An 18,679-nucleotide genomic window follows, 5' to 3' on the forward strand; every position below is an offset into this window, starting at 1 on the left:
TCCGTTGTTACGCCGGGACGCTCGCCACGCCCGGCTCCAGGAACTTCTTCCCGTTCACACGCTCCGAGTAGCCCTCGCGGTCCAGGTACGGCGTAATGCCGCCCAGGTGGAAGGGCCAGCCCGCGCCCGTGATCAGGCAGAGGTCGATGTCCTGCGCCTCGGCGACGACACCCTCCTCCAGCATCAGGCCGATCTCCTGCGCCACGGCCTCCATGACGCGGGTACGGACCTGCTCCTCGGTCAGGACGGTGTCGCCCTGCTTGAGGAGAGCCGCGACCTCGGGGTCCAGCTCGGGCTTGAACCCGTTCTCGGCGGAGTAGACGTAGAAGCCGCGCTTGCCGGCCTTGACCACAGCGGCCAGGTTCGGCGACACCGTGAAGCGCTCCGGGAAGGCGCGGTTCAGGGTCTCCGAAACGTGCAGACCGATGGCCGGGCCGACCAGCTCCAGGAGCACCAGCGGGGACATCGGCAGGCCGAGGGGCTCGACGCCCTTCTCGGCGACGGCGACCGGGGTGCCCTCGTCGATGACGTTCTGGATCTCGCCCATGAAGCGGGTCAGGATGCGGTTGACGACGAACGCCGGGGCGTCCTTCACCAGAACCGCCGTCTTCTTGAGCTTGCGCGCGACACCGAACGCCGTGGCCAGCGAGGCGTCGTCGGTCTGCTCGCCGCGGACGATCTCCAGGAGCGGGAGGATCGCGACCGGGTTGAAGAAGTGGAAGCCGACGACCCGCTCGGGGTGCTTCAGCTTCGACGCCATCTCGGTCACCGACAGCGAGGAGGTGTTGGTGGCGAGGATCGCGTGCGCCGGGGCGACCGCCTCGACCTCCGCGAACACCTGCTGCTTGACGCCGATCTCCTCGAAGACCGCCTCGATGATGAAGTCGGCGTCGGAGAAGCCCTCGGCCTTGTCCAGAACACCGGAGACCAGGCCCTTCAGGCGGTTCGCCTTGTCCTGGTTGATACGGCGCTTGCCGAGCAGCTTGTCGATCTCGGCGTGGACGTAGCCCACACCCTTGTCGACGCGCTCCTGGTCGATGTCCGTCAGAACGACCGGCACCTCCAGGCGGCGCAGGAAGAGCAGCGCCAGCTGGGAGGCCATCAGGCCGGCGCCGACGACGCCCACCTTGGTGACCGGACGCGCGAGCGACTTGTCCGGCGCACCGGCCGGGCGCTTCGCGCGCTTCTGGACCAGGTTGAAGGCGTAGATGCCGCTGCGCAGCTCGCCGCCCATGATCAGGTCGGCCAGCGCGGTGTCCTCGGCGTCGAAGCCGGCGCCCAGGTCGCCGTCCTTCGCCGCAGCGATGATCTCCAGCGCGCGGTACGCCGCCGGGGCAGCGCCGTGCACCTTGGAGTCCGCGACGGCCTTGCCGCGCGCCACGGCCTGGTCCCAGGCGTCGCCGCGGTCGATCTCGGCACGCTCGACCGTGACCGAGCCGTTCAGGACGGACGCGGTCCAGTTCAGCGACTGCTCCAGGAAGTCCGCGCCCTCGAAGATCGCGTCGGCGATCCCGAGCTCGAAGACCTGCTTGCCCTTGAGCTGCTTGTTCTGGTTGAGCGAGTTCTCAATAATGACCGAAACTGCACGGTCCGCACCGATCAGGTTCGGCAGCAGCACGCAGCCGCCCCAGCCCGGTACGAGGCCGAGGAAGACCTCGGGCAGGGAGAAGGCGGGCAGCGCCTTCGAGACCGTGCGGTACGAGCAGTGCAGGCCGACCTCGACGCCGCCGCCCATCGCCGCACCGTTGTAGTACGCGAAGGTGGGGACAGCGAGCCCGGACAGACGGCGGAAGACGTCGTGGCCGCCCTTGCCGATGGCCAGCGCGTCCTCGTGCCGCTTCAGCAGCTCGACACCCTTGAGGTCGGCGCCGACCGCGAAGATGAACGGCTTGCCGGTGAGGCCGACACCGACGACGGAACCCTCGGCGGCCTCCTTCTCGACCTGGTCGATGGCGGCGTTGAGGTTCGCCAGCGACTGCGGCCCGAAGGTGGTCGGCTTGGTGTGGTCCAGGCCGTTGTCCAGCGTGATGAGCGCGAAGCGCCCGGCGCCGTACGGCAGGTCGAGGTGGCGCACGTGCGCCTGCGTGACGACCTCGCCGGGGAACAGCTCGGCCGCGCCCTTCAGAAGCTCAGCGGTGGTGGTGCTCACTTGTTGCCTCCGTCAAAGTGCGGGTTCTCCCAGATGACCGTTCCGCCCATGCCGAAGCCGACACACATCGACGTCAGGCCGTAGCGGACGTGCGGCTGCTCCTCGAACTGCCGCGCCAGCTGGGTCATCAGGCGTACGCCCGAGGAGGCCAGCGGGTGGCCGAACGCGATCGCGCCGCCGTACTGGTTGACGCGCGGGTCGTCGTCCGCGATGCCGTAGTGGTCCAGGAGCGAGAGCACCTGCACCGCGAAGGCCTCGTTGATCTCGAACAGGCCGATGTCGTCGATCGTCAGGCCCGCCTTGGCCAGGGCCTTCTCGGTCGCCGGGACCGGGCCGATGCCCATGACCTCCGGCTCGACACCCACGAAGGCGTACGAGACGAGACGCATCTTGACCGGCAGGCCCAGCTCGCGCGCGACGTCCTCGGCGGCGATCAGGGAGGCGGTGGCGCCGTCGTTGAGACCGGCGGCGTTACCGGCGGTGACCCGCCCGTGCGCACGGAACGGCGTCTTGAGCCCGGCCAGGCTCTCCAGGGTGGTCCCCGGGCGCATCGGCTCGTCGGCGGTCACGAGGCCCCAGCCGGTCTCACCGGCCTCGGGGTTGGTGCGGCGTACGGAGATCGGCACCAGGTCCTGCTGGATCTTGCCGTCGGCGTACGCCTTGGCGGCCTTCTCCTGCGAACGCACCGCGTACTCGTCGGCGCGCTGCTTGGTGATGTGCGGGAAGCGGTCGTGCAGGTTCTCCGCGGTCATGCCCATGAAGAGGGCGGACTCGTCGACCAGCTTCTCGCTGACGAAGCGCGGGTTGGGGTCCACGCCCTCGCCCATGGGGTGGCGGCCCATGTGCTCGACGCCGCCGGCGAGGGCGATGTCGTACGCACCGAAGGCCACGCCGCCCGCCATGGACGTCACCGCGGTCATCGCGCCCGCACACATGCGGTCGATCGAGAAACCGGGGACGGACTGCGGCAGCCCGGCGAGGATGCCGGCGGTGCGGCCGAGGGTCAGGCCCTGGTCGCCGATCTGGGTGGTCGCCGCGATGGCGACCTCGTCGATCTTGGCCGGGTCGAGGTCCGGGTTGCGGCGCAGCAGCTCCCGGATCGCCTTCACGACAAGATCGTCGGCCCGGGTCTCGTGGTAGATGCCCTTCGGGCCCGCCTTGCCGAACGGGGTGCGGACGCCGTCGACGAAGACGACGTCCCTGACGGTACGAGGCACGATGGCTCTCCTCCAGGGTGCGGGGTGGCACTGCTGCGGGCGCACGGCTAAGCGCGCGCTTCCTTTCCTCATGCTACTTGTGGGTAACCATGCTGCCCACCCCCCACGGCGGGAGCGGTGAACGTCACACCTGGACGACCGCACGAACCACCCCACGAACCACCCCACGACAAAGCCCCCGGCCGCGGACGGTCGGGGGCTCGCATCAGGCGCAATCGGCCGGATGCGGTCAGTCGGACGAGGCGATCAGGGCCTTGGCCAGCAGCGGAGCCACCAGCCCGATCTGCCACTGCCGCGCGCCGTACGTCGCCAGGGACGAGGACACCGCTTCCGGTGTGGCGTCGCCCGGCGGCTCCCAGCACACCCGGCGCACCGTGTCCGGGGTGATCAGGTTCTCCTGCGGCATGTTCAGCTCCTCGGCGAGCGCCGAGACGCCCGCCCTGGCCGCCGAGAGGCGGGCCGCGGCGGCCGGATCCTTGTCCGCCCAGGAACGCGGCGGAGGCGGGCCCGTCACGGCCGCCCCGGGCTGCGGAAGCTCCGTGTCCGGCAGCGCCTTGGCGCGGTCGACCGTCGCCTGCCACTGCTCCAGCTGACGGCGCCCCATGCGGTGGCCGAAGCCCGGCAGCAGGGACAGCGCCTGTGCGTTCGCCGGTACGGCGAGGGCCGCCTCGACGATCGCGGTGTCGCTCAGGACCTTGCCGGGCGACACGTCACGCCGCTGAGCGATCCGGTCCCTGGCGTTCCACAGCTCCCGCACGATCGCCATCTGCCGGCGGCGGCGCACCTTGTGCATTCCCGACGTACGGCGCCACGGGTCCTTGCGGGGCGGCGCGGGCGGGGCCGACGCGATGGCGTCGAACTCCTCACGGGCCCACTCCAGCTTCCCCTGCCGGTCGAGCTCCTTCTCCAGCGCGTCGCGCAGGTCGACGAGGAGCTCCACGTCGAGCGCCGCATAGCGCAGCCAGGGCTCGGGGAGCGGACGGGTGGACCAGTCGACCGCAGAGTGCCCCTTCTCCAGGGCGTATCCGAGGACGGACTCGACCATCGCGCCCAGGCCGACGCGCGGGAACCCCGCGAGCCGTCCGGCGAGCTCGGTGTCGAACAGCGTGGAAGGGACCATGCCTATTTCGCGCAGGCACGGCAGATCCTGTGTTGCCGCGTGGAGGATCCACTCGGCCCCGGTGAGGGCTTCGCCCAGGCCGGAGAGGTCGGGACAGCCGACCGGATCGATGAGCGCGCTGCCCGCACCTTCGCGGCGCAGCTGTACGAGATAGGCCCGCTGTCCGTAGCGATAACCGGACGCGCGCTCGGCGTCCACGGCCACGGGGCCGGTGCCCGCGGCGAATGCCGCGATCACTTCGGCCAGTGCTTCCTCGGTGGCAACCACCGGGGGAATGCCTTCGCGAGGCTCCAACAAGGGAATCGGCGCCGTCTCGACGTCGACCGGGGGAGCGCCCCCGGGGGTTCGCAGGTCTGGTTCTGCTGCGGTCTCTTGGGCGTCGGTCACGTGTAAAGGGTATCTGTGTATGGACAGCGCCCGCCGACGGAACGTTCCGTCGACGGGCGCGTGAGGGTTGTAATCGGTCAGTGGATGATTCCGGTACGGAGCGCCACCGCTACCATCCCGGCCCGGTCCCCCGTGCCGAGCTTGCGGGCAATGCGGGCGAGGTGGCTCTTTACGGTCAAGGCGGACAGTCCCATCGAGACGCCGATGGCCTTGTTCGACTGGCCCTCGGCGACGAGCCGGAGGACCTCGACCTCACGGCCGGAGAGCTCGCGGTAGCCGCCCGGGTGGCTCGGGGTACCCGGGGGGCGGCGGTGCATGCGGGCTGCCGCGGCGCCGATGGGGGCGGCGCCGGGGCGGGTGGGGTGCCCGATGTTGTTGCGCGTACCGGTGACGACGTAGCCCTTGACGCCGCCCGCGAGTGCATTGCGTACGGCGCCGATGTCGTCGGCGGCGGAGAGGGCGAGGCCGTTGGGCCAGCCCGCGGCGCGGGTCTCGGACAGCAGGGTCAGCCCGGAACCGTCGGGCAGGTGGACGTCGGCAACGCAGATGTCGCGCGGATTGCCGACGCGGGGACGTGCCTCCGCGATGGACGACGCCTCGATGACGTCACGTACTCCAAGGGCCCACAAGTGGCGGGTGACGGTGGAGCGGACGCGTGGGTCGGCCACGACGACCATGGCCGTCGGCTTGTTAGGGCGGTAGGCGACCAGGCTTGCGGGCTGCTCGAGGAGAACGGACACCAGGCCTCCTGGGGGAGTGGCGGGAAGCGCCGGCTCGGGGATGTTGCCGGGGCGAACCGTGCTGGAAGGGTCATTGACTCCTTCGGCAGCACTACCGCTCTCCTTTAGGGAAAGATCACGATTTGGTGAGTAACAATTCAGGCAATTCGGACGCGCGATCGATCATGTGAAGAAATATCGCCTCGCGACCGCATGGCCGTGCGCGCCGGCGCATAGCCGTGCACGGCGTGCATGCGGAGTCGTCCATGCCCATGCACGCGAGCCGTCCCTGGCCGTTCATAGCCGTGCATGCGAAGGGGCACGCTCTTCGGCGTGCCCCTTCCGGTGCGTTACGGCCGCTGCGGTCCGCGCCGCTGCGGCAGCGACACCACGCCCGCGTCCGCCGGGGCGGAGGAGTCCGGCCCGACGGCCTGTACCGGGGGCAGTCCCGCGATCTGGGCCAGCAGATCGCACCAGGCCGCCAGATGAGCCGCCGTGTCCGGCACCCCGCCCCGGCCCTCGTGCGGTGTCCAGGACGCCCGGATCTCGATCTGCGTCGCGGGCCGCCGGTCCGCCAGGCCGCCGAAGTAGTGCGAGCCGGCCTGGGTGACAGTGCCGCTCGCCTCCCCGTACGACAGACCGCGCGCCTCCAGGGCGCCCGTCAGCCAGGACCAGCTCACCTCGGGCAGCAGCGGGTCGGCCGCCATCTCCGGCTCCAGTTCCGCCCGTACGAGCGTCACGAGCCGGAACGTCCCGTGCCACGCCTCGTGGCCCGCCGGGTCGTGAAGGAGTACGAGCCGGCCGTCCGCGAGATCGTCCTCGCCCTCGACTACCGCTGCCTCCAGTGCGTACGCGTACGGCGCCAGGCGCTGTGGCGGGCGGGTCGGGTCGATCTCCACCTCGGGGCGCAGGCGAGCCGAGCGCAGGGCCTCGACCGCCTGACGGAACGCGGGCGGGGCGGAGCTGTCCGCCGCGCCGCCCATGTCGTCAGCATCATCCGAAAGTCGTCCCTGAGCCGGAGCCATGCGGGGAAGAGTAGGCGGAACGCGGGCCTCGCGCAGCGAAGGACACCCGGCCCGCGACAACGGCTTGGGCACGCATGCGAAGATTCTGCGCGTGAGTGCCAACCACCGCCCCTCCGGGGCCCCGCAGAGCCAGACACACGCCGCCGACGAATCGGCCTTCCTCAAGGCGTGCAGGCGCGAGCCGGTGCCGCACACGCCGGTCTGGTTCATGCGGCAGGCCGGGCGCTCGCTGCCCGAGTACCTGAAGGTGCGCGAGGGCACCGCGATGCTCGAATCCTGCATGCGGCCCGACCTGGTCACCGAGATCACGCTCCAGCCGGTGCGCCGCCACAAGGTGGACGCGGCGATCTACTTCAGCGACATCGTGGTCCCGCTCAAGGCCATCGGTATCGACCTGGACATCAAGCCCGGCGTCGGCCCGGTCGTCGCCCAGCCGATCCGCTCGCGCGCCGACCTGGCGCAGCTGCGCGATCTCGAGCCGGCGGACGTCTCGTACGTCACCGAGGCCATCGGCATGCTCACCGGCGAGCTCGGGTCCACGCCGCTCATCGGATTTGCGGGCGCGCCTTTCACTCTCGCGAGTTACCTCGTCGAGGGCGGACCGTCGCGCAACCACGAGAACACCAAGGCCCTGATGTACGGCGACCCGCAGTTGTGGGCCGATCTGCTCGACCGGCTCGCGGAGATCACCTCGGCGTTCCTGAAGGTGCAGATCGAGGCGGGCGCGTCCGCCGTGCAGCTCTTCGACTCGTGGGTCGGCGCGCTCGCGCCCGCCGATTACCGCCGTTCGGTGATGCCCGCCTCCGCGAAGGTCTTCGACGCGGTGGCGTCCTACGGCGTACCGCGCATCCACTTCGGTGTGGGCACCGGCGAGCTGCTCGGCCTGATGGGCGAGGCCGGCGCGGACGTCGTGGGCGTCGACTGGCGCGTCCCGATGGACGAGGCGGCGCGGCGGGTCGGCCCCGGCAAGGCGCTCCAGGGGAACCTGGACCCGGCGGTGCTCTTCTCGACGCCGGATGCGGTCATGGCGAAGACGGATGAGGTGCTGGAGGCGGCGGCCGGTCTTGAGGGGCACATCTTCAACCTCGGGCACGGGGTGCTGCCGACGACGGACCCGGACGCGCTGACCCGTCTCACGGAGTACGTCCACACGCGGACGGCGCGGTAGGGGAACAGCCCCGCGCAGGGCACGCCCTACACACCCGCCTTCCGCAGTGCCGTAACCGTCTTTCTGGCGGCAACGAGGACCGGGTCCCAGACCGGGGAGAACGGTGGGGCGTAGCCCAGGTCCAGGGCCGTGATCTGGTCGGCCGTCATGCGGGCCGTGAGGGCCACCGCCGCGATGTCGACGCGTTTCGCCGCGCCCTCCCGGCCGACGATCTGGACGCCCAGCAGACGCCCCGTGCGGCGCTCGGCGATCATTTTCACGGTCATCGGGGACGACCCGGGGTAGTACCCGGCGCGGCTCGTGGACTCGATCGTCGCCGTCACGAACTGCAGGCCCTCCGCCCGCGCGTCCTTCTCGCGCAGGCCGGTCCGGGCGATCTCCAGGTCGCAGACCTTGCTGACCGCCGTACCGACGACACCGGGGAACGTGGCGTAACCGCCGCCCACGTTCGACCCGATGACCTGGCCGTGTTTGTTCGCGTGCGTGCCGAGCGCGATGTGGCGCCGGCGGCCCGAGACGAGGTCGAGCACCTCGACGCAGTCGCCGCCCGCCCAGATGTTGTCGTGGCCCACGACGCGCATCGCCAGGTCGGTGATCAGGCCGCCGGACTCCCCGACCGGCAGGCCCGCGTCGCGGGCCAGCGTGGTCTCCGGTTCGACGCCGATGCCGAGCACGACGACGTCCGCCGGGTACGTGTCGTCGTCCGTGGCGACCGCCCGGACCTGCCCTCCCCCAAGCTCTCGGCTTCGCTCGAGCAGGGAGGTACCCCCACCTCCGGTGAGGATCTTGGTGACCTCCGCGCCCGAGACGGTCGTGATGCCCATGCCGTTCATCGCGTCGTGGACGAGGCGGCCCATGTCCGGGTCGAGTGTGGCCATCGGCTGCTCGCCGCGGTTCAGGACGGTCACGTCGTAACCGCGGTTGACCAGCGCCTCGGCCATCTCGACGCCGATGTAGCCCGCCCCGACGACGACCGCGCGCCGCCCTTGTGTCCGCTCCAGCGTGTCGATCAGGGCCTGGCCGTCGTCGAGGGTCTGCACCCCGTGGACGCCGGGGGCGTCTATGCGGGGCAGCGGGGGACGGACGGGGCGGGCGCCGGTGGCGATGACCAGCTTGTCGAAGCCGGTCCAGGACTCGGCGCCCGATTCGAGGTCCCGGGAGCGGACCCGGCTGCCCTCCACGTCGATTGCGGTGACCTCGGTTCTGATTCGCAGGTCGATGTCGCGCTCGCGGTGCTCCTCGGGCGTACGGGCGATCAGCTCCGCCCGCTCCGTCACGTGCCCACCGACCCAGTACGGGATGCCGCAGGCCGAGTACGAGGTGAAGTGGCTGCGCTCGAAGGCGACGATCTCCAGCTCGTCCGGGCCCTTGAGCCTGCGGGCCTGCGATGCGGCGGACATACCCGCCGCATCGCCGCCGATGACCACCAGTCGCTCCGCCGCTGCCATGGCGTGTCCTCCCAGTCCGTACATCCGAACCTGCGTACATCCGAAGGACACGCTACGTCCGCTGCGTTCCCTGGGCGGGGCTAGTTCTCTTCCTGCGGTGCCGGCAGCGGCGTCGCCACCGGCGCCGCGCGGTGCGGCAGGCGGCTGCGGAGCGCGCGCCACAGGACGTACAGCAGCGCCAGCGCGGCGGCGAACGGGGCGACCGCGCCCAGCACCATCGCGACCCACTTCAGCGTGGTGACGAACGCGTTCCAGCCGCCCCCGAGCGCGTCCAGGAAGCCCGGGTCGTCGTCCGGCTTGGCGGTCTCCTCCGCCTCGGGCTCGGAGAGTTCGAGGGTGATGGTCGCCAGGGTCGTACGGTCCTTGAGCGACGCCTGCTGGGCGAGAAGGGCCTCGAGCTCGGTCTGACGGGTGTTCAGTTCGCCTTCGAGCATGACCACATCGCTGATCTTCGTGGCCCGGTCCATCATTTCCCGCACCCGCGCGACGCTCGACCGCTGCGACTTGATGCGGCTCTCGACGTCCACCACCTGGTCCGTGACGTCCTTCGCGTCGGCCTTGCGGTTGAGCAGCTTGCCGGTGCCCGTCAGCTCCTTGAGCACGGCGTCGTACTCCTCCTGCGGGACGCGCAGGACGATGCGCGAGAAGACGTGGTCGTCCTCGGTGCGCTCCGTGGTCTCGTTGCCGACGATGCCCCCGGCGTTCTCGGCAGCCGTACGGGCCGTGGCGAGGGCCTTCGTCGCGCTGTCGACCTCGACGGAGAGCGTCGCGGTGCGGATGATGTGGGTCTTGGCGAGCGGCGGCTTCTTCGCATTGCCCTGGCCGTCGGGCTTCTGGGCGCCCGACTGGTCCTCGACGCCGCTGCCCGGCGCCCTCTCCGCGGGCGCCGCCGCCTTGTCGTCGGCCGCGCTGCTCTGTGCGCCGCTGTCGTCGGACGCGCCGCAGCCGCCGAGCGCCAGCGAAGCGGTGAGCAGGGCGGCCGCGAGGACCTTGAGTGAACGGTGCCCTGACGTGTGTGCTGCACGCATGTCGGCTCCCCCGAACGTCGTGGTGGGTGTTGCCGGTTCGACGTGCGGGGCGGGGGAGAGGGTTGCCCTTTTCGGATCCCGAAGCGGTCACGGTCAGGACTCTTTCCGGGTTTGAGAGAGTGGACCCCATGAGCGCCCACACACATTCACCCCACGTCGTCGTCATCGGTGGCGGCATCTCCGGCCTCGCCGCCGCGCACCGGCTGGTCGGAGCCGGTGCGCGCGTGACCGTGCTCGAAGCCACGGACCGGCTCGGCGGCAAGCTCCTGGCGGGCGAGATCGCGGGCGTGCCCGTCGATCTGGGTGCCGAGTCGATGCTCGCCAGGCGCCCCGAGGCGGTCGACCTGGCGCGCGCGGTGGGCATCGGCGACCGGCTCCAGCCGCCCGCCACCGCCACCGCGTCGCTCTGGAACCGGGGCACTCTCACCCCGATGCCCAAGGGGCACGTGATGGGCGTACCGAGCGACCCGGCCGTCCTCGGCGGCGTCCTGTCCAAGGACGCCCTCGCGCGCATGGAGCAGGACCACGAGCTGGCGCGCACCGAGGTCGGCGACGACATCGCTCTCGGCGAGTACGTCGCCGCCCGCCTCGGCCGCGAGGTCGTCGACCGGCTGGTGGAACCCCTGCTCGGCGGCGTGTACGCCGGTGACGTGTACCGGACGTCGATGCGGGCCGCCGTACCGCAGCTCTTCGAGGCGGCCAGGACGCACGACTCGCTCCTCGACGGCGTACGGGAGATTCAGCGGCGGGCGGAAGACAAGCAGCAGACCGGGCCCGCCCCCGCCAATTCAAGCTTCATGGGGATCGAGGGCGGCGTGGGCACCCTGCCCGGTGCCGTCGCCGATGCCGTGCGCGCCGGGGGCGGCGAGATCCTCCTCGACACGCCGGTGCTCGGCCTGACCCGCGGCGCCGGCGGCTGGGAAGTGCGTACCGACCAGCGGGTGATCGCGGCCGACTCCGTAGTCCTCGCGTCCCCGGCCTGGTCCGCGTCCGCGCTGCTCGCCGCCGAGTCACCGGCCGCGGCCGCCGAACTGTCCGCCGTCGAGTACGCGTCGATGACACTGGTCACCATGGCCTTCCGGCGCCGGGACGTGGAAGGGATGCCGGAGGGGTCCGGTTTCCTGGTGCCGCCCGTGGACGGGCACACCATCAAGGCGTCGACCTTCTCGACCCGCAAGTGGGCCTGGGTGGACGCCGCCGCGCCCGACCTCTTCGTACTGCGTACCTCCATCGGGCGATACGGCGAGGAGGAGCACCTGCACCGCGAGGACGACGAGCTGGTTGATGTGTCCCTGCGGGATCTCGGCGCGGCGACCGGCTTCGACGCCCGGCCCGTGGCCACCGAGGTCACCCGCTGGATCGGCGGCCTTCCCCAGTACCCCGTAGGCCACCCGGAGCGTGTCGCGCGGGTGCGGGCCGAGGTCGCGAAGCTGCCCGGACTGCGGGTCTGCGGCGCGGCGTACGACGGTGTCGGCATCCCGGCGTGCATCGCGAGCGGGCAGCGTGCCGCCGACGAGATCATGGTCACCCCGGCCCCGGCGCGGGGCACGGATCCGGGCGCGGGAGAATAGGGACATGACTGATGCTCCGGAGACTGTGACATCCCCCCGAGGCCCCAACGCCGGCAAGAAGGCCAAGGACCTCAACGACGTCATCCGTTACACCCTGTGGTCCGTCTTCAAGCTTCGGGATGTGCTACCGGATGACACCGCGCGCGCCGGGTACGCGGACGAGGTGCAGGAGCTGTTCGACCAGCTCGCCGCGAAGGACGTCACCGTGCGCGGTACGTACGACGTGTCCGGGCTGCGCGCCGACGCCGACGTCATGATCTGGTGGCACGCGGAGACCGCTGACCAGCTCCAGGAGGCGTACAACCTCTTCCGCCGCACCAAGCTGGGCCGCGCGCTGGAACCGGTCTGGTCGAACATGGCGCTGCACCGCCCCGCCGAGTTCAACAAGTCGCACATCCCGGCCTTCCTGGCCGACGAGACGCCGCGCAACTACGTCAGCGTCTACCCCTTCGTGCGCTCGTACGACTGGTACCTGCTGCCCGACGAGGACCGTCGCCGCATGCTCGCCGACCACGGCAAGATGGCGCGCGGCTACCCGGACGTGCGGGCCAACACGGTCGCGTCGTTCTCGCTCGGCGACTACGAGTGGCTGCTGGCCTTCGAGGCCGACGAGCTCTACCGCATCGTCGACCTGATGCGGCACCTGCGCGCGTCCGAGGCACGGATGCACGTGCGCGAGGAGGTGCCGTTCTACACCGGCCGGCGCAAGGACATCGCAGACCTGGTGGCGGGCCTCGCCTGAGCGACGGCCCACCACCCCCTGACCCGGAAGATCAGACAGCGGGCGCAGGCCTCCTGGCCACTGCCCGCTCGTCCAGCGACACCGGGTTCGGCTCCGGGTGCGGCGCGCATTGTGCGCGCCGCACCGGCGTCCGTCCGGTCAGGAGATACGTCTCCATGTAGCCGTTGACGCACTTGTTCTCGCCGCCGCCGATGCCGTGCGTACCGGCATTCCGCTCCGTGACCAGGACTGAACCCTCCAGCCGCCGCTGAAGCTCCAGCGCGCCCTTGTACGGCGTGGCCGCGTCCCGCTCGGCGGCCAGGATCAGCGTCGGAGGCAGCGCACCGGGCTCCGTACGGACGTCCAGAGGCACCTGCCGGGGGGCGCTCCAGTACGCACACGGCAGGTTCATCCAGGCGTTGTCCCAGGTCTCGAACGGCGCGCGGCGTGCCAGCTCGGTGTTGTCGTGGTTCCACACCTGCCAGTCCGTCGGCCAGGGCGCGTCATTGCACTCGACGGCGGTGTACACGGCGTTGCTGTTCTCGTCGTCCCACGCGGACTCGGGCTTGGGCGCGGCCTGCTCGATCAGCGGCTTCGGGTTGCCCTTCAGATACTGGGTGAGCGCGGTGGCGCGCAGCGCCCAGTAGTCGTCGAAGTAACCGGCCCTCAGAAACGCCGTCTGGAGCTCGCCCGGCCCCACCTTGCCGCCGGCCGGCCGGTGGGCGAGCCTGGCCCGCACCTTCTCGTAACTGGCCAGCACCGCGTCCGGCGTCTTGCCCAGGTGGTACCACTTGTCGTGCTTGGCGACCCAGGCCCGGAAATCGTGCCAGCGGGTTTCGAAGGCGAGCGACTGGTCGAGATTGCTGCGGTACCAGATCTGGTGGGGGTCGGGGTTGACCGCCGAATCGAAGACCATGCGGCGTACGTGGCCGGGGTAGAGCGTCGCGTACAGGGCGCCCAGATACGTGCCGTACGACGCGCCCATGAAGGTCAGCTTCTTCTGGCCCAGCGCTGCCCGCAGAACCTCCAGGTCGCGGGCGTTGTTGAGGGACGTGTAGTGGCGCAGCGCGTCGCCCGCGTTGCGCGCACAGCCGCTCGCGTACGCCTTGGCCTGGGCGACCCGCTCCCGCTTGTACGCGACGGAGGGGTCGGACGGGGACTGGGTGGGGGCCTTGGCGAAGTCCTTCGGCGCCTGGCAGGACAGCGGGGCCGAGCGGCCGACGCCGCGCGGGGCGTAGCCGACCAGGTCGTACGCCGCGCTGATCCGCTTCCACTCGGGCATCGACGCGACCATCGGGAAGTACATGCCGGAGGCGCCGGGCCCGCCGGGGTTGAAGACGAGCGCGCCCTGGCGTGCGACGGCTTTGCCCTTGGCCCCTTTGCCGCCCGCCCCCTTGCCACCTGCCCCTTTGCCGCCCGCCCCCTTGCCACCTGCCCCTTTGCCGTCGGCCTTCCCGCGGCTGACGGTCAGTGAGATCTGGCGTCCGTCGGGGGCGGCGTAGTCGAGGGGGACCTTGACCTTGCCGCACTGCGCCGGGGAAGACAGGCCCTCGGCCGCGGGGCACTTGCCGAAGGCGATGCCGGCGGCGGCCGCGCGCTTGGCGGCGAGGGCGGTGCCGCGGGCCTCGGCGGATGCGGGGGGTGTGAGCAGTGCGGGAAGTGCGGGGGATTCGGCGCTGCCGGCGGGGGCGGCGACGAGGGCGGTCAGGACCAGGGAGCCGAGGGATGCCAGGGTCCCGTACATCGCTACTGCTCTCATCGCGTTCCCTTCGTACAGATACAGGACAAAGGGGGATCCTTGACGCGGCAGTTGGCGAAGTAAAGCACCGGTGTTCGGTGTCGGGGTCAATGACCCCGATGCGCGTCACGGCTTGGGGCGGCTCGCCGGAGGCGGCAGCGGGAAGCTGGTGGACGGGGTGACCGGGACGGCCGGTGGCGGGGTGGTGCGGGACGGCGGGGCGGGCGGCGGCGGGCCTGTGGGGCTCGCGGTGGCGGTCCCGGCGGCCTCGTTCGCCAGGGCGTCGAAGTCGACACGGCCGGTGGCCTCCAGCATCCGGATGTGGTCCAGGACGGTCGTATTGGCGTCGTCGGCGAGGCCCCGGACGAGGGTGTTGCGGGTGGTGTGGCGCACCTGGGCGATGACCGCGAAGACCTTGCCATGGGCGGCGCGGAGGATGTTGGCGAATCTGCTCTCGTACGCCGGGCCGCTCGCCTCCGTGAACTCTCTGAGCCAGCCGCGCTGCTCGGCGGTGGGCTGGTTGGGCAGCTCCATGTTCAGCTGCGCCGCGACCTCTCGTACGCGTGCGTCGAGGAAGGTGTGGCCCTCGACGAGGTGTGCGCCGGCCTCCTCGACGGCACGGGTCGGGGCCCGCTCCAGTGCCTGCTGGCCGGCCGGGAGTTCCCACAGGCCGGCGAGTCTGATGCGTACGACGAGGTCGCGGTCGGCGGCCGAGAGCGGTCCCCACCGGGTGGGGACCGTTCCGGCGTCGAGCTGGGCAAGCCCGGTGCCCGAGCGGTCGGCGTACGACCAGATCGGGAAGATCAGCGCGGCGAGGGTCGCCGTCAGGGCGACGACGACCAGGCCGGTGCCGGCGGTGACGGAACGCATGGTGCCTCCTGGTGCGGCACCGCACGTTAGTGCGCGTCTCGGTGATCCCGTGGGGCGTTGTGAGAAATGGGTGGTGGAGCGGCCAACTCGGCTGCGTGGTAGGTATGTTGGCGGGTTCAGGAGGAGGAAGAGCAGCTGCTTCCGCCGCCGCAGCTGGAGCCGGAGCTCGAACTGCAGCTGGAGCCGGAGCTGCTGGAGCAGCTTGATCCGCCGGAGCCCGAGCCGGAGTCGTATCCCGACCCTGATCCCGATCCGGAGTCGCCCGAGCTTCCGCAGCTCGAACCGCCGGGGCCGGAAGAGGCGCACCACACGACGACTCCGGCTGCGGCGTACATGCTGCTGTCACTGGTGCTGCTGGTCGTGCCGGCCCTCGTGGTCCTGCTCGTCGGCGTCTGGCGCGCTGCCGCCTGCAGCTGGGCCTGCAGTTCGGGGTCGGGCAGCGCCCGCAGGCCGCCGAGCGCGACCAGGTGGCCCGCATCGGTCCGGTACGCGTGCGCGATGCGGTATGCCGCTGCGGCCGCCCGGCCGGCGGGGGTGACGCGGGCGGCGGCCCTGGACGCGTTGCCCGCGCCGCTCGCGATGCCGACGATCAGCGCGGGCAGAATCTTGACGACGAAGGGGATGCTGGAGTCCTCCACGAACGAGACGACGACGGCCGCCGGGAAGCCCAGGACGCAGGCCAGCGTCAGGATGTGGCTGCGGGTGCGCCAGTTGTGGCCGGCGTGCGGGGGCACCATCAGGCCGCGGAACGCGAGGCTGTCGCCGACCTCCTGCACGGCTGAGCTGCGCATCACCGCGTGGCGGAGGGTGTGCAGCGCGCCGTTGGGCGCGGCGCCGAGCTCCTGGAGCACGGCCCGTTCCACCGGGTCGCGGGTGACGGTGCTCCGGGCGGAGACGATGCCGGGGCCGCCGATCGCCAGGCGGCCGTCCTGGCGCATGGCGGCGAGGGCGGTGTCCACGGTGCGGGAAGGGCCGCCGTTGAGGAAGGCCGCCTCCATGACGTCGTGGACGGAGCCGCCGCCGGAGCCGTTGGCGCTGCGGCGGACGGCGGTAACGCCTCTGGTCAGGACCACGGAGGCGACGACCACGGCGAGCGTGATCAGCAGGGCGAGGACGGTCATCGGCGTGTCACTTCCGGACGAGTGCGGCACGTGCCGCACGGACGAGGCGGGTCGTACGGCGCGGAGGGCGCGGGGCGGCGCGGTCCTGCCACCAGTGGGTCAGCCGACGGCGCGCGGAGGCGTCCTCGGGGAGGCCGGCGGCGAGCAGATGCTCGGCGAAGTTCAGCGCGTCGCGGCGGTAACCGGCCGACATGGGACGGGACTTGGCGTACGCGAGGAAGGCGGTCCGGTAGGCGGCCCCGAGGATCTCCGGGAGCTCCGGGGCGAGCTTGGCGACGACGTCGGCGCGCTTGGCGGCGAGGGCACGACTCTGCACGCGCAGGCGGGCGGAGTCGAAGCCGGTGGGGGTCGGGGTGCCGGCGACGAGGGCGGAGAGCAGGGCGGCCTGAGCGAGGGCGACGCGGGTGCGGATGGCGGTGGCGGCCTCTGCGGGGCGAAGGGGTGCGGCCTCGACGGTGGCGGCGGGGTGCGCGGGAGCTGCGGCAGTGGCGTTGTTCCCCCTACCCCCGCGAGCTTCGCCGCGTGGGGGAGTGGTGGCTCCCTGCGCGGTGGTGGCGCGGGGGGTGGCGGCAGTTCCCGGTGTCGTGGTGATGGCGGCTTGGTCGCGCGGCGGGGTCGGGGTTGCGGTCGTGGTGGTCAGGGTGTTGCGGATTGTTGTCAGTTCCCTGGCCAGCTCCTCCGCCGGCGGGAAGTTGTCGTCCCGTTCCAGCAGGACACCCGGGGGGTTCGTGCGGGACCGGAGTTCGGAGAGGATGTTCAGGACCGGTTGCGTCACCGGGTGCGCGTGGGTGTCGTGCCAGACGCCGTCCTTCTCCACGCCGCCCGCCACGTGGACGTACGCGATCGACTCCACCGGGAGCTCGTCGAGCGCCGCCGCCGGGTTCTCACCGCGGTTGACGTGGTTCGTGTGGAGGTTCGCCACGTCGATCAGGAGGCGGACCCCCGTGCGCGCCACCAGCTCCGCCAGGAACTGGCCCTCGGTCATGTCCTCGTCGGGCCAGTTGATCAGCGCGGCGATGTTCTCCAGTGCGAGTGGAACAGGGAGCGAGTCCTGCGCGATACGGACGTTCTCGCACAGCACGTCGAGGGCGTCCCAGGTGCGGGGGACCGGGAGCAAGTGGCCCGCCTCCAGGCGCGGGCTCGCCGTGAGCGGGCCGCCCGCCCGTACGAACGCTATGTGCTCGGTGACCAGGGGGGAGCCGAGCGCCTCCGCCCTGGCCGCCAGGTCCGCCAGGCGGCCCGCGTCCGGGCGGTCCGCGCCGCCCAGACCCAGCGAGACGCCGTGCGGGACCACCGACACGCCACGCTCGCGCAGGCGGAGCAGGGAGTCGGGGATGTGGCCCGGGCAGATGTTCTCCGCGACCGCCTCGACCCAGTCGATCCCGGGCAGCCGCTCCACCGTGTCGGCGATCTCCGGCCGCCAGCCGATTCCGATTCCGAGACGCTCCATGATTCCCCCTCCTCTGCTTCGTGCAGGGGTAATGGCCCCGGTGCGCAGGGCCGAATCCAGAGGAGGGGACGTTCAGAGGTTGATTTGAGGTTCCGCGGGTCCTACGGCGAGGGTTCGGGGCGGTTCGTATTCACCGCCGGGCTGCCGATCTCGCCTTCCGGCTGCGCCGACGGCCGTGACGTAAAGGTCTGGCCGCCGGTCGGTACCGCGGGCGGCGGCGACGGGACCGTGACCGAGCCGTCCGGCGGCGGCGGGCCCGTGGGGCTGGCGGTGGCGGCTCCGGCGGCCTCGTTCGCCAGGGCGTCGAAGTCGACGAGCCCGGTGGCCTCCAGCATCGTGATGTGGTCCAGGACGGTCTGGTTGGAGTCGCTCGCCAGCTGCCGGATCAGGGAGTTGCGGGTGGTGTGCCGGACCTGGGCCACGAGGGCGAAGACCTTGCCGTGCGCGTTGCGCAGCAGATTGGCGAACTTCCGCTCGTACTCCTTGCCGCTCGCCGCCGACAGCTCCCTGAGCCACCCCTGCTGCTGCTCGGTGGGCTGGTTGGGCAGCGGTACGCCGAGCTGTGCGGCCACCGTACGGGCCCGCTTGTCGAGGTCGGCGTGGCCGACGACGAGGTGGTCGCCCGCCTCCTTGATGGCCTCGCTGGGCGCGCGTTCGATCGCCTGCTGCCCTGCCGGCAGCTCCCACAGGCCCGCCAGCCGTACCTTCACCAGCAGGTCCCGGTCCGTGGCGGACAGCGGGCCCCACTGGGTGGCGACGGTCGAGGCGTTGAGATTGGCCTGGCCGGTCCCTGAGCGGTCCGCATAGGACCACACAGGGAAGGCGAGCGCCCCGAGGGTGGCGACAAGTGCCGCGATGATGAGGGCCGTTCCGTTGATGCGTCGCAACAAGGTGTCTCCCGAGCCGATGCGTGAACACCGTCAACCTACTTGTAAGTATTCGTAGAT

At 71.3% G+C, this 18,679-nt stretch carries 15 protein-coding genes; 3 read left to right on the plus strand and 12 right to left on the minus strand.

Annotated elements, in window-relative coordinates:
- Nucleotides 1-7: 7 nt before the first annotated feature.
- From J7I98_RS22910 to J7I98_RS22930, 5 genes are all read right to left on the minus strand, one after another.
- Entirely contained in the window at nt 8-2,149 is a 2,142-nt protein-coding gene (locus J7I98_RS22910; protein ID WP_214924178.1) for a 3-hydroxyacyl-CoA dehydrogenase NAD-binding domain-containing protein, read from the minus strand.
- A complete protein-coding gene (locus J7I98_RS22915; protein WP_214924181.1) occupies nt 2,146-3,366 on the minus strand; it encodes an acetyl-CoA C-acyltransferase in 1,221 nt (406 codons plus the stop codon). The genes J7I98_RS22910 and J7I98_RS22915 overlap by 4 nt, the downstream gene beginning before the upstream one ends.
- Nucleotides 3,367-3,595: 229 nt before the next feature.
- A complete protein-coding gene (locus J7I98_RS22920) occupies nt 3,596-4,873 on the minus strand; it encodes a ribonuclease D (protein ID WP_214924194.1) in 1,278 nt (425 codons plus the stop codon).
- A 77-nt stretch (nt 4,874-4,950) separates the two neighbouring features.
- Entirely contained in the window at nt 4,951-5,613 is a 663-nt protein-coding gene (locus tag J7I98_RS22925) for a response regulator transcription factor (RefSeq protein ID WP_214924198.1), read from the minus strand.
- A 329-nt stretch (nt 5,614-5,942) separates the two neighbouring features.
- The gene (locus J7I98_RS22930; protein ID WP_214924202.1) at nt 5,943-6,617 is read right to left on the minus strand and encodes a DUF3000 domain-containing protein; all 675 of its coding nucleotides are present in this window, start codon (nt 6,615-6,617) and stop codon (nt 5,943-5,945) included.
- A gap of 91 nt (nt 6,618-6,708) precedes the next feature.
- Here J7I98_RS22930 and hemE point away from each other — a divergent pair, with 91 nt between their 5' ends.
- Nucleotides 6,709-7,785, plus strand: a complete 1,077-nt coding sequence (gene hemE, locus J7I98_RS22935) for a uroporphyrinogen decarboxylase (RefSeq protein ID WP_214924204.1) — start codon at nt 6,709-6,711, stop codon at nt 7,783-7,785.
- 26 nt (nt 7,786-7,811) lie between these two features.
- On the opposite strand, the gene J7I98_RS22940 is transcribed toward hemE, so the two are convergent.
- Together J7I98_RS22940 and J7I98_RS22945 are read right to left on the minus strand one after the other, a co-directional pair.
- Nucleotides 7,812-9,233, minus strand: coding sequence for an FAD-dependent oxidoreductase (locus J7I98_RS22940; protein ID WP_214924219.1), 1,422 nt, complete (start codon nt 9,231-9,233; stop codon nt 7,812-7,814).
- 80 nt (nt 9,234-9,313) lie between these two features.
- On the minus strand, nt 9,314-10,261 hold the full coding sequence (locus J7I98_RS22945) for a DUF4349 domain-containing protein (protein WP_214924222.1): 948 nt from the start codon (nt 10,259-10,261) through the stop codon (nt 9,314-9,316).
- Between the two features lie 128 nt (nt 10,262-10,389).
- Between J7I98_RS22945 and hemG the strand changes: the two genes are divergently transcribed.
- Both hemG and hemQ read left to right on the plus strand, forming a co-directional pair.
- Nucleotides 10,390-11,832 carry a protoporphyrinogen oxidase gene (gene hemG, locus J7I98_RS22950; protein ID WP_214924315.1) on the plus strand — a complete coding sequence of 481 codons (1,443 nt, stop codon included), beginning with the start codon at nt 10,390-10,392 and terminating at the stop codon, nt 11,830-11,832.
- Nucleotides 11,833-11,836: 4 nt separating this feature from the next.
- Nucleotides 11,837-12,574 (plus strand): hydrogen peroxide-dependent heme synthase, encoded by a 738-nt coding sequence (gene hemQ / locus J7I98_RS22955; protein WP_214924318.1) that lies wholly within the window; start codon nt 11,837-11,839, stop codon nt 12,572-12,574.
- Between the two features lie 31 nt (nt 12,575-12,605).
- On the opposite strand, the gene J7I98_RS22960 is transcribed toward hemQ, so the two are convergent.
- The 5 genes from J7I98_RS22960 to J7I98_RS22980 all read right to left on the minus strand — a co-directional run bounded on the left by J7I98_RS22960 (nt 12,606) and on the right by J7I98_RS22980 (nt 18,619).
- Nucleotides 12,606-14,312: an alpha/beta hydrolase gene (locus tag J7I98_RS22960; protein WP_214924330.1), complete on the minus strand. Its 1,707-nt coding sequence runs from the start codon at nt 14,310-14,312 to the stop codon at nt 12,606-12,608.
- Between the two features lie 105 nt (nt 14,313-14,417).
- Entirely contained in the window at nt 14,418-15,161 is a 744-nt protein-coding gene (locus J7I98_RS22965) for a DUF4142 domain-containing protein (RefSeq protein WP_214924343.1), read from the minus strand.
- Between the two features lie 116 nt (nt 15,162-15,277).
- A complete protein-coding gene (locus J7I98_RS22970; RefSeq protein ID WP_214924352.1) occupies nt 15,278-16,282 on the minus strand; it encodes a TIGR04222 domain-containing membrane protein in 1,005 nt (334 codons plus the stop codon).
- 7 nt (nt 16,283-16,289) lie between these two features.
- Nucleotides 16,290-17,732: a DUF692 domain-containing protein gene (locus J7I98_RS22975; protein ID WP_214924355.1), complete on the minus strand. Its 1,443-nt coding sequence runs from the start codon at nt 17,730-17,732 to the stop codon at nt 16,290-16,292.
- A 101-nt stretch (nt 17,733-17,833) separates the two neighbouring features.
- Nucleotides 17,834-18,619, minus strand: a complete 786-nt coding sequence (locus J7I98_RS22980; protein WP_214925154.1) for a DUF4142 domain-containing protein — start codon at nt 18,617-18,619, stop codon at nt 17,834-17,836.
- Nucleotides 18,620-18,679: the final 60 nt, after the last annotated feature.

Source organism: Streptomyces sp. ISL-98 (genome assembly GCF_018614055.1).
Taxonomy (GTDB): Bacteria; Actinomycetota; Actinomycetes; order Streptomycetales; family Streptomycetaceae; genus Streptomyces; species Streptomyces spiramyceticus.

Excerpts from the sequence above, each read along its gene's own strand:
- J7I98_RS22960 (WP_214924330.1), bottom strand. The coding sequence starts at position 14,312 with ATGAGAGCAGTAGCGATGTACGGGACCCTGGCATCCCTCGGCTCCCTG.
- J7I98_RS22970 (WP_214924352.1), bottom strand. The coding sequence starts at position 16,282 with ATGACCGTCCTCGCCCTGCTGATCACGCTCGCCGTGGTCGTCGCCTCC.
- J7I98_RS22930 (WP_214924202.1), bottom strand. The coding sequence starts at position 6,617 with ATGGCTCCGGCTCAGGGACGACTTTCGGATGATGCTGACGACATGGGC.
- hemQ (WP_214924318.1), top strand. The coding sequence starts at position 11,837 with ATGACTGATGCTCCGGAGACTGTGACATCCCCCCGAGGCCCCAACGCC.
- J7I98_RS22940 (WP_214924219.1), bottom strand. The coding sequence starts at position 9,233 with ATGGCAGCGGCGGAGCGACTGGTGGTCATCGGCGGCGATGCGGCGGGT.
- J7I98_RS22975 (WP_214924355.1), bottom strand. The coding sequence starts at position 17,732 with ATGGAGCGTCTCGGAATCGGAATCGGCTGGCGGCCGGAGATCGCCGAC.
- J7I98_RS22965 (WP_214924343.1), bottom strand. The coding sequence starts at position 15,161 with ATGCGTTCCGTCACCGCCGGCACCGGCCTGGTCGTCGTCGCCCTGACG.
- hemG (WP_214924315.1), top strand. The coding sequence starts at position 10,390 with ATGAGCGCCCACACACATTCACCCCACGTCGTCGTCATCGGTGGCGGC.
- J7I98_RS22945 (WP_214924222.1), bottom strand. The coding sequence starts at position 10,261 with ATGCGTGCAGCACACACGTCAGGGCACCGTTCACTCAAGGTCCTCGCG.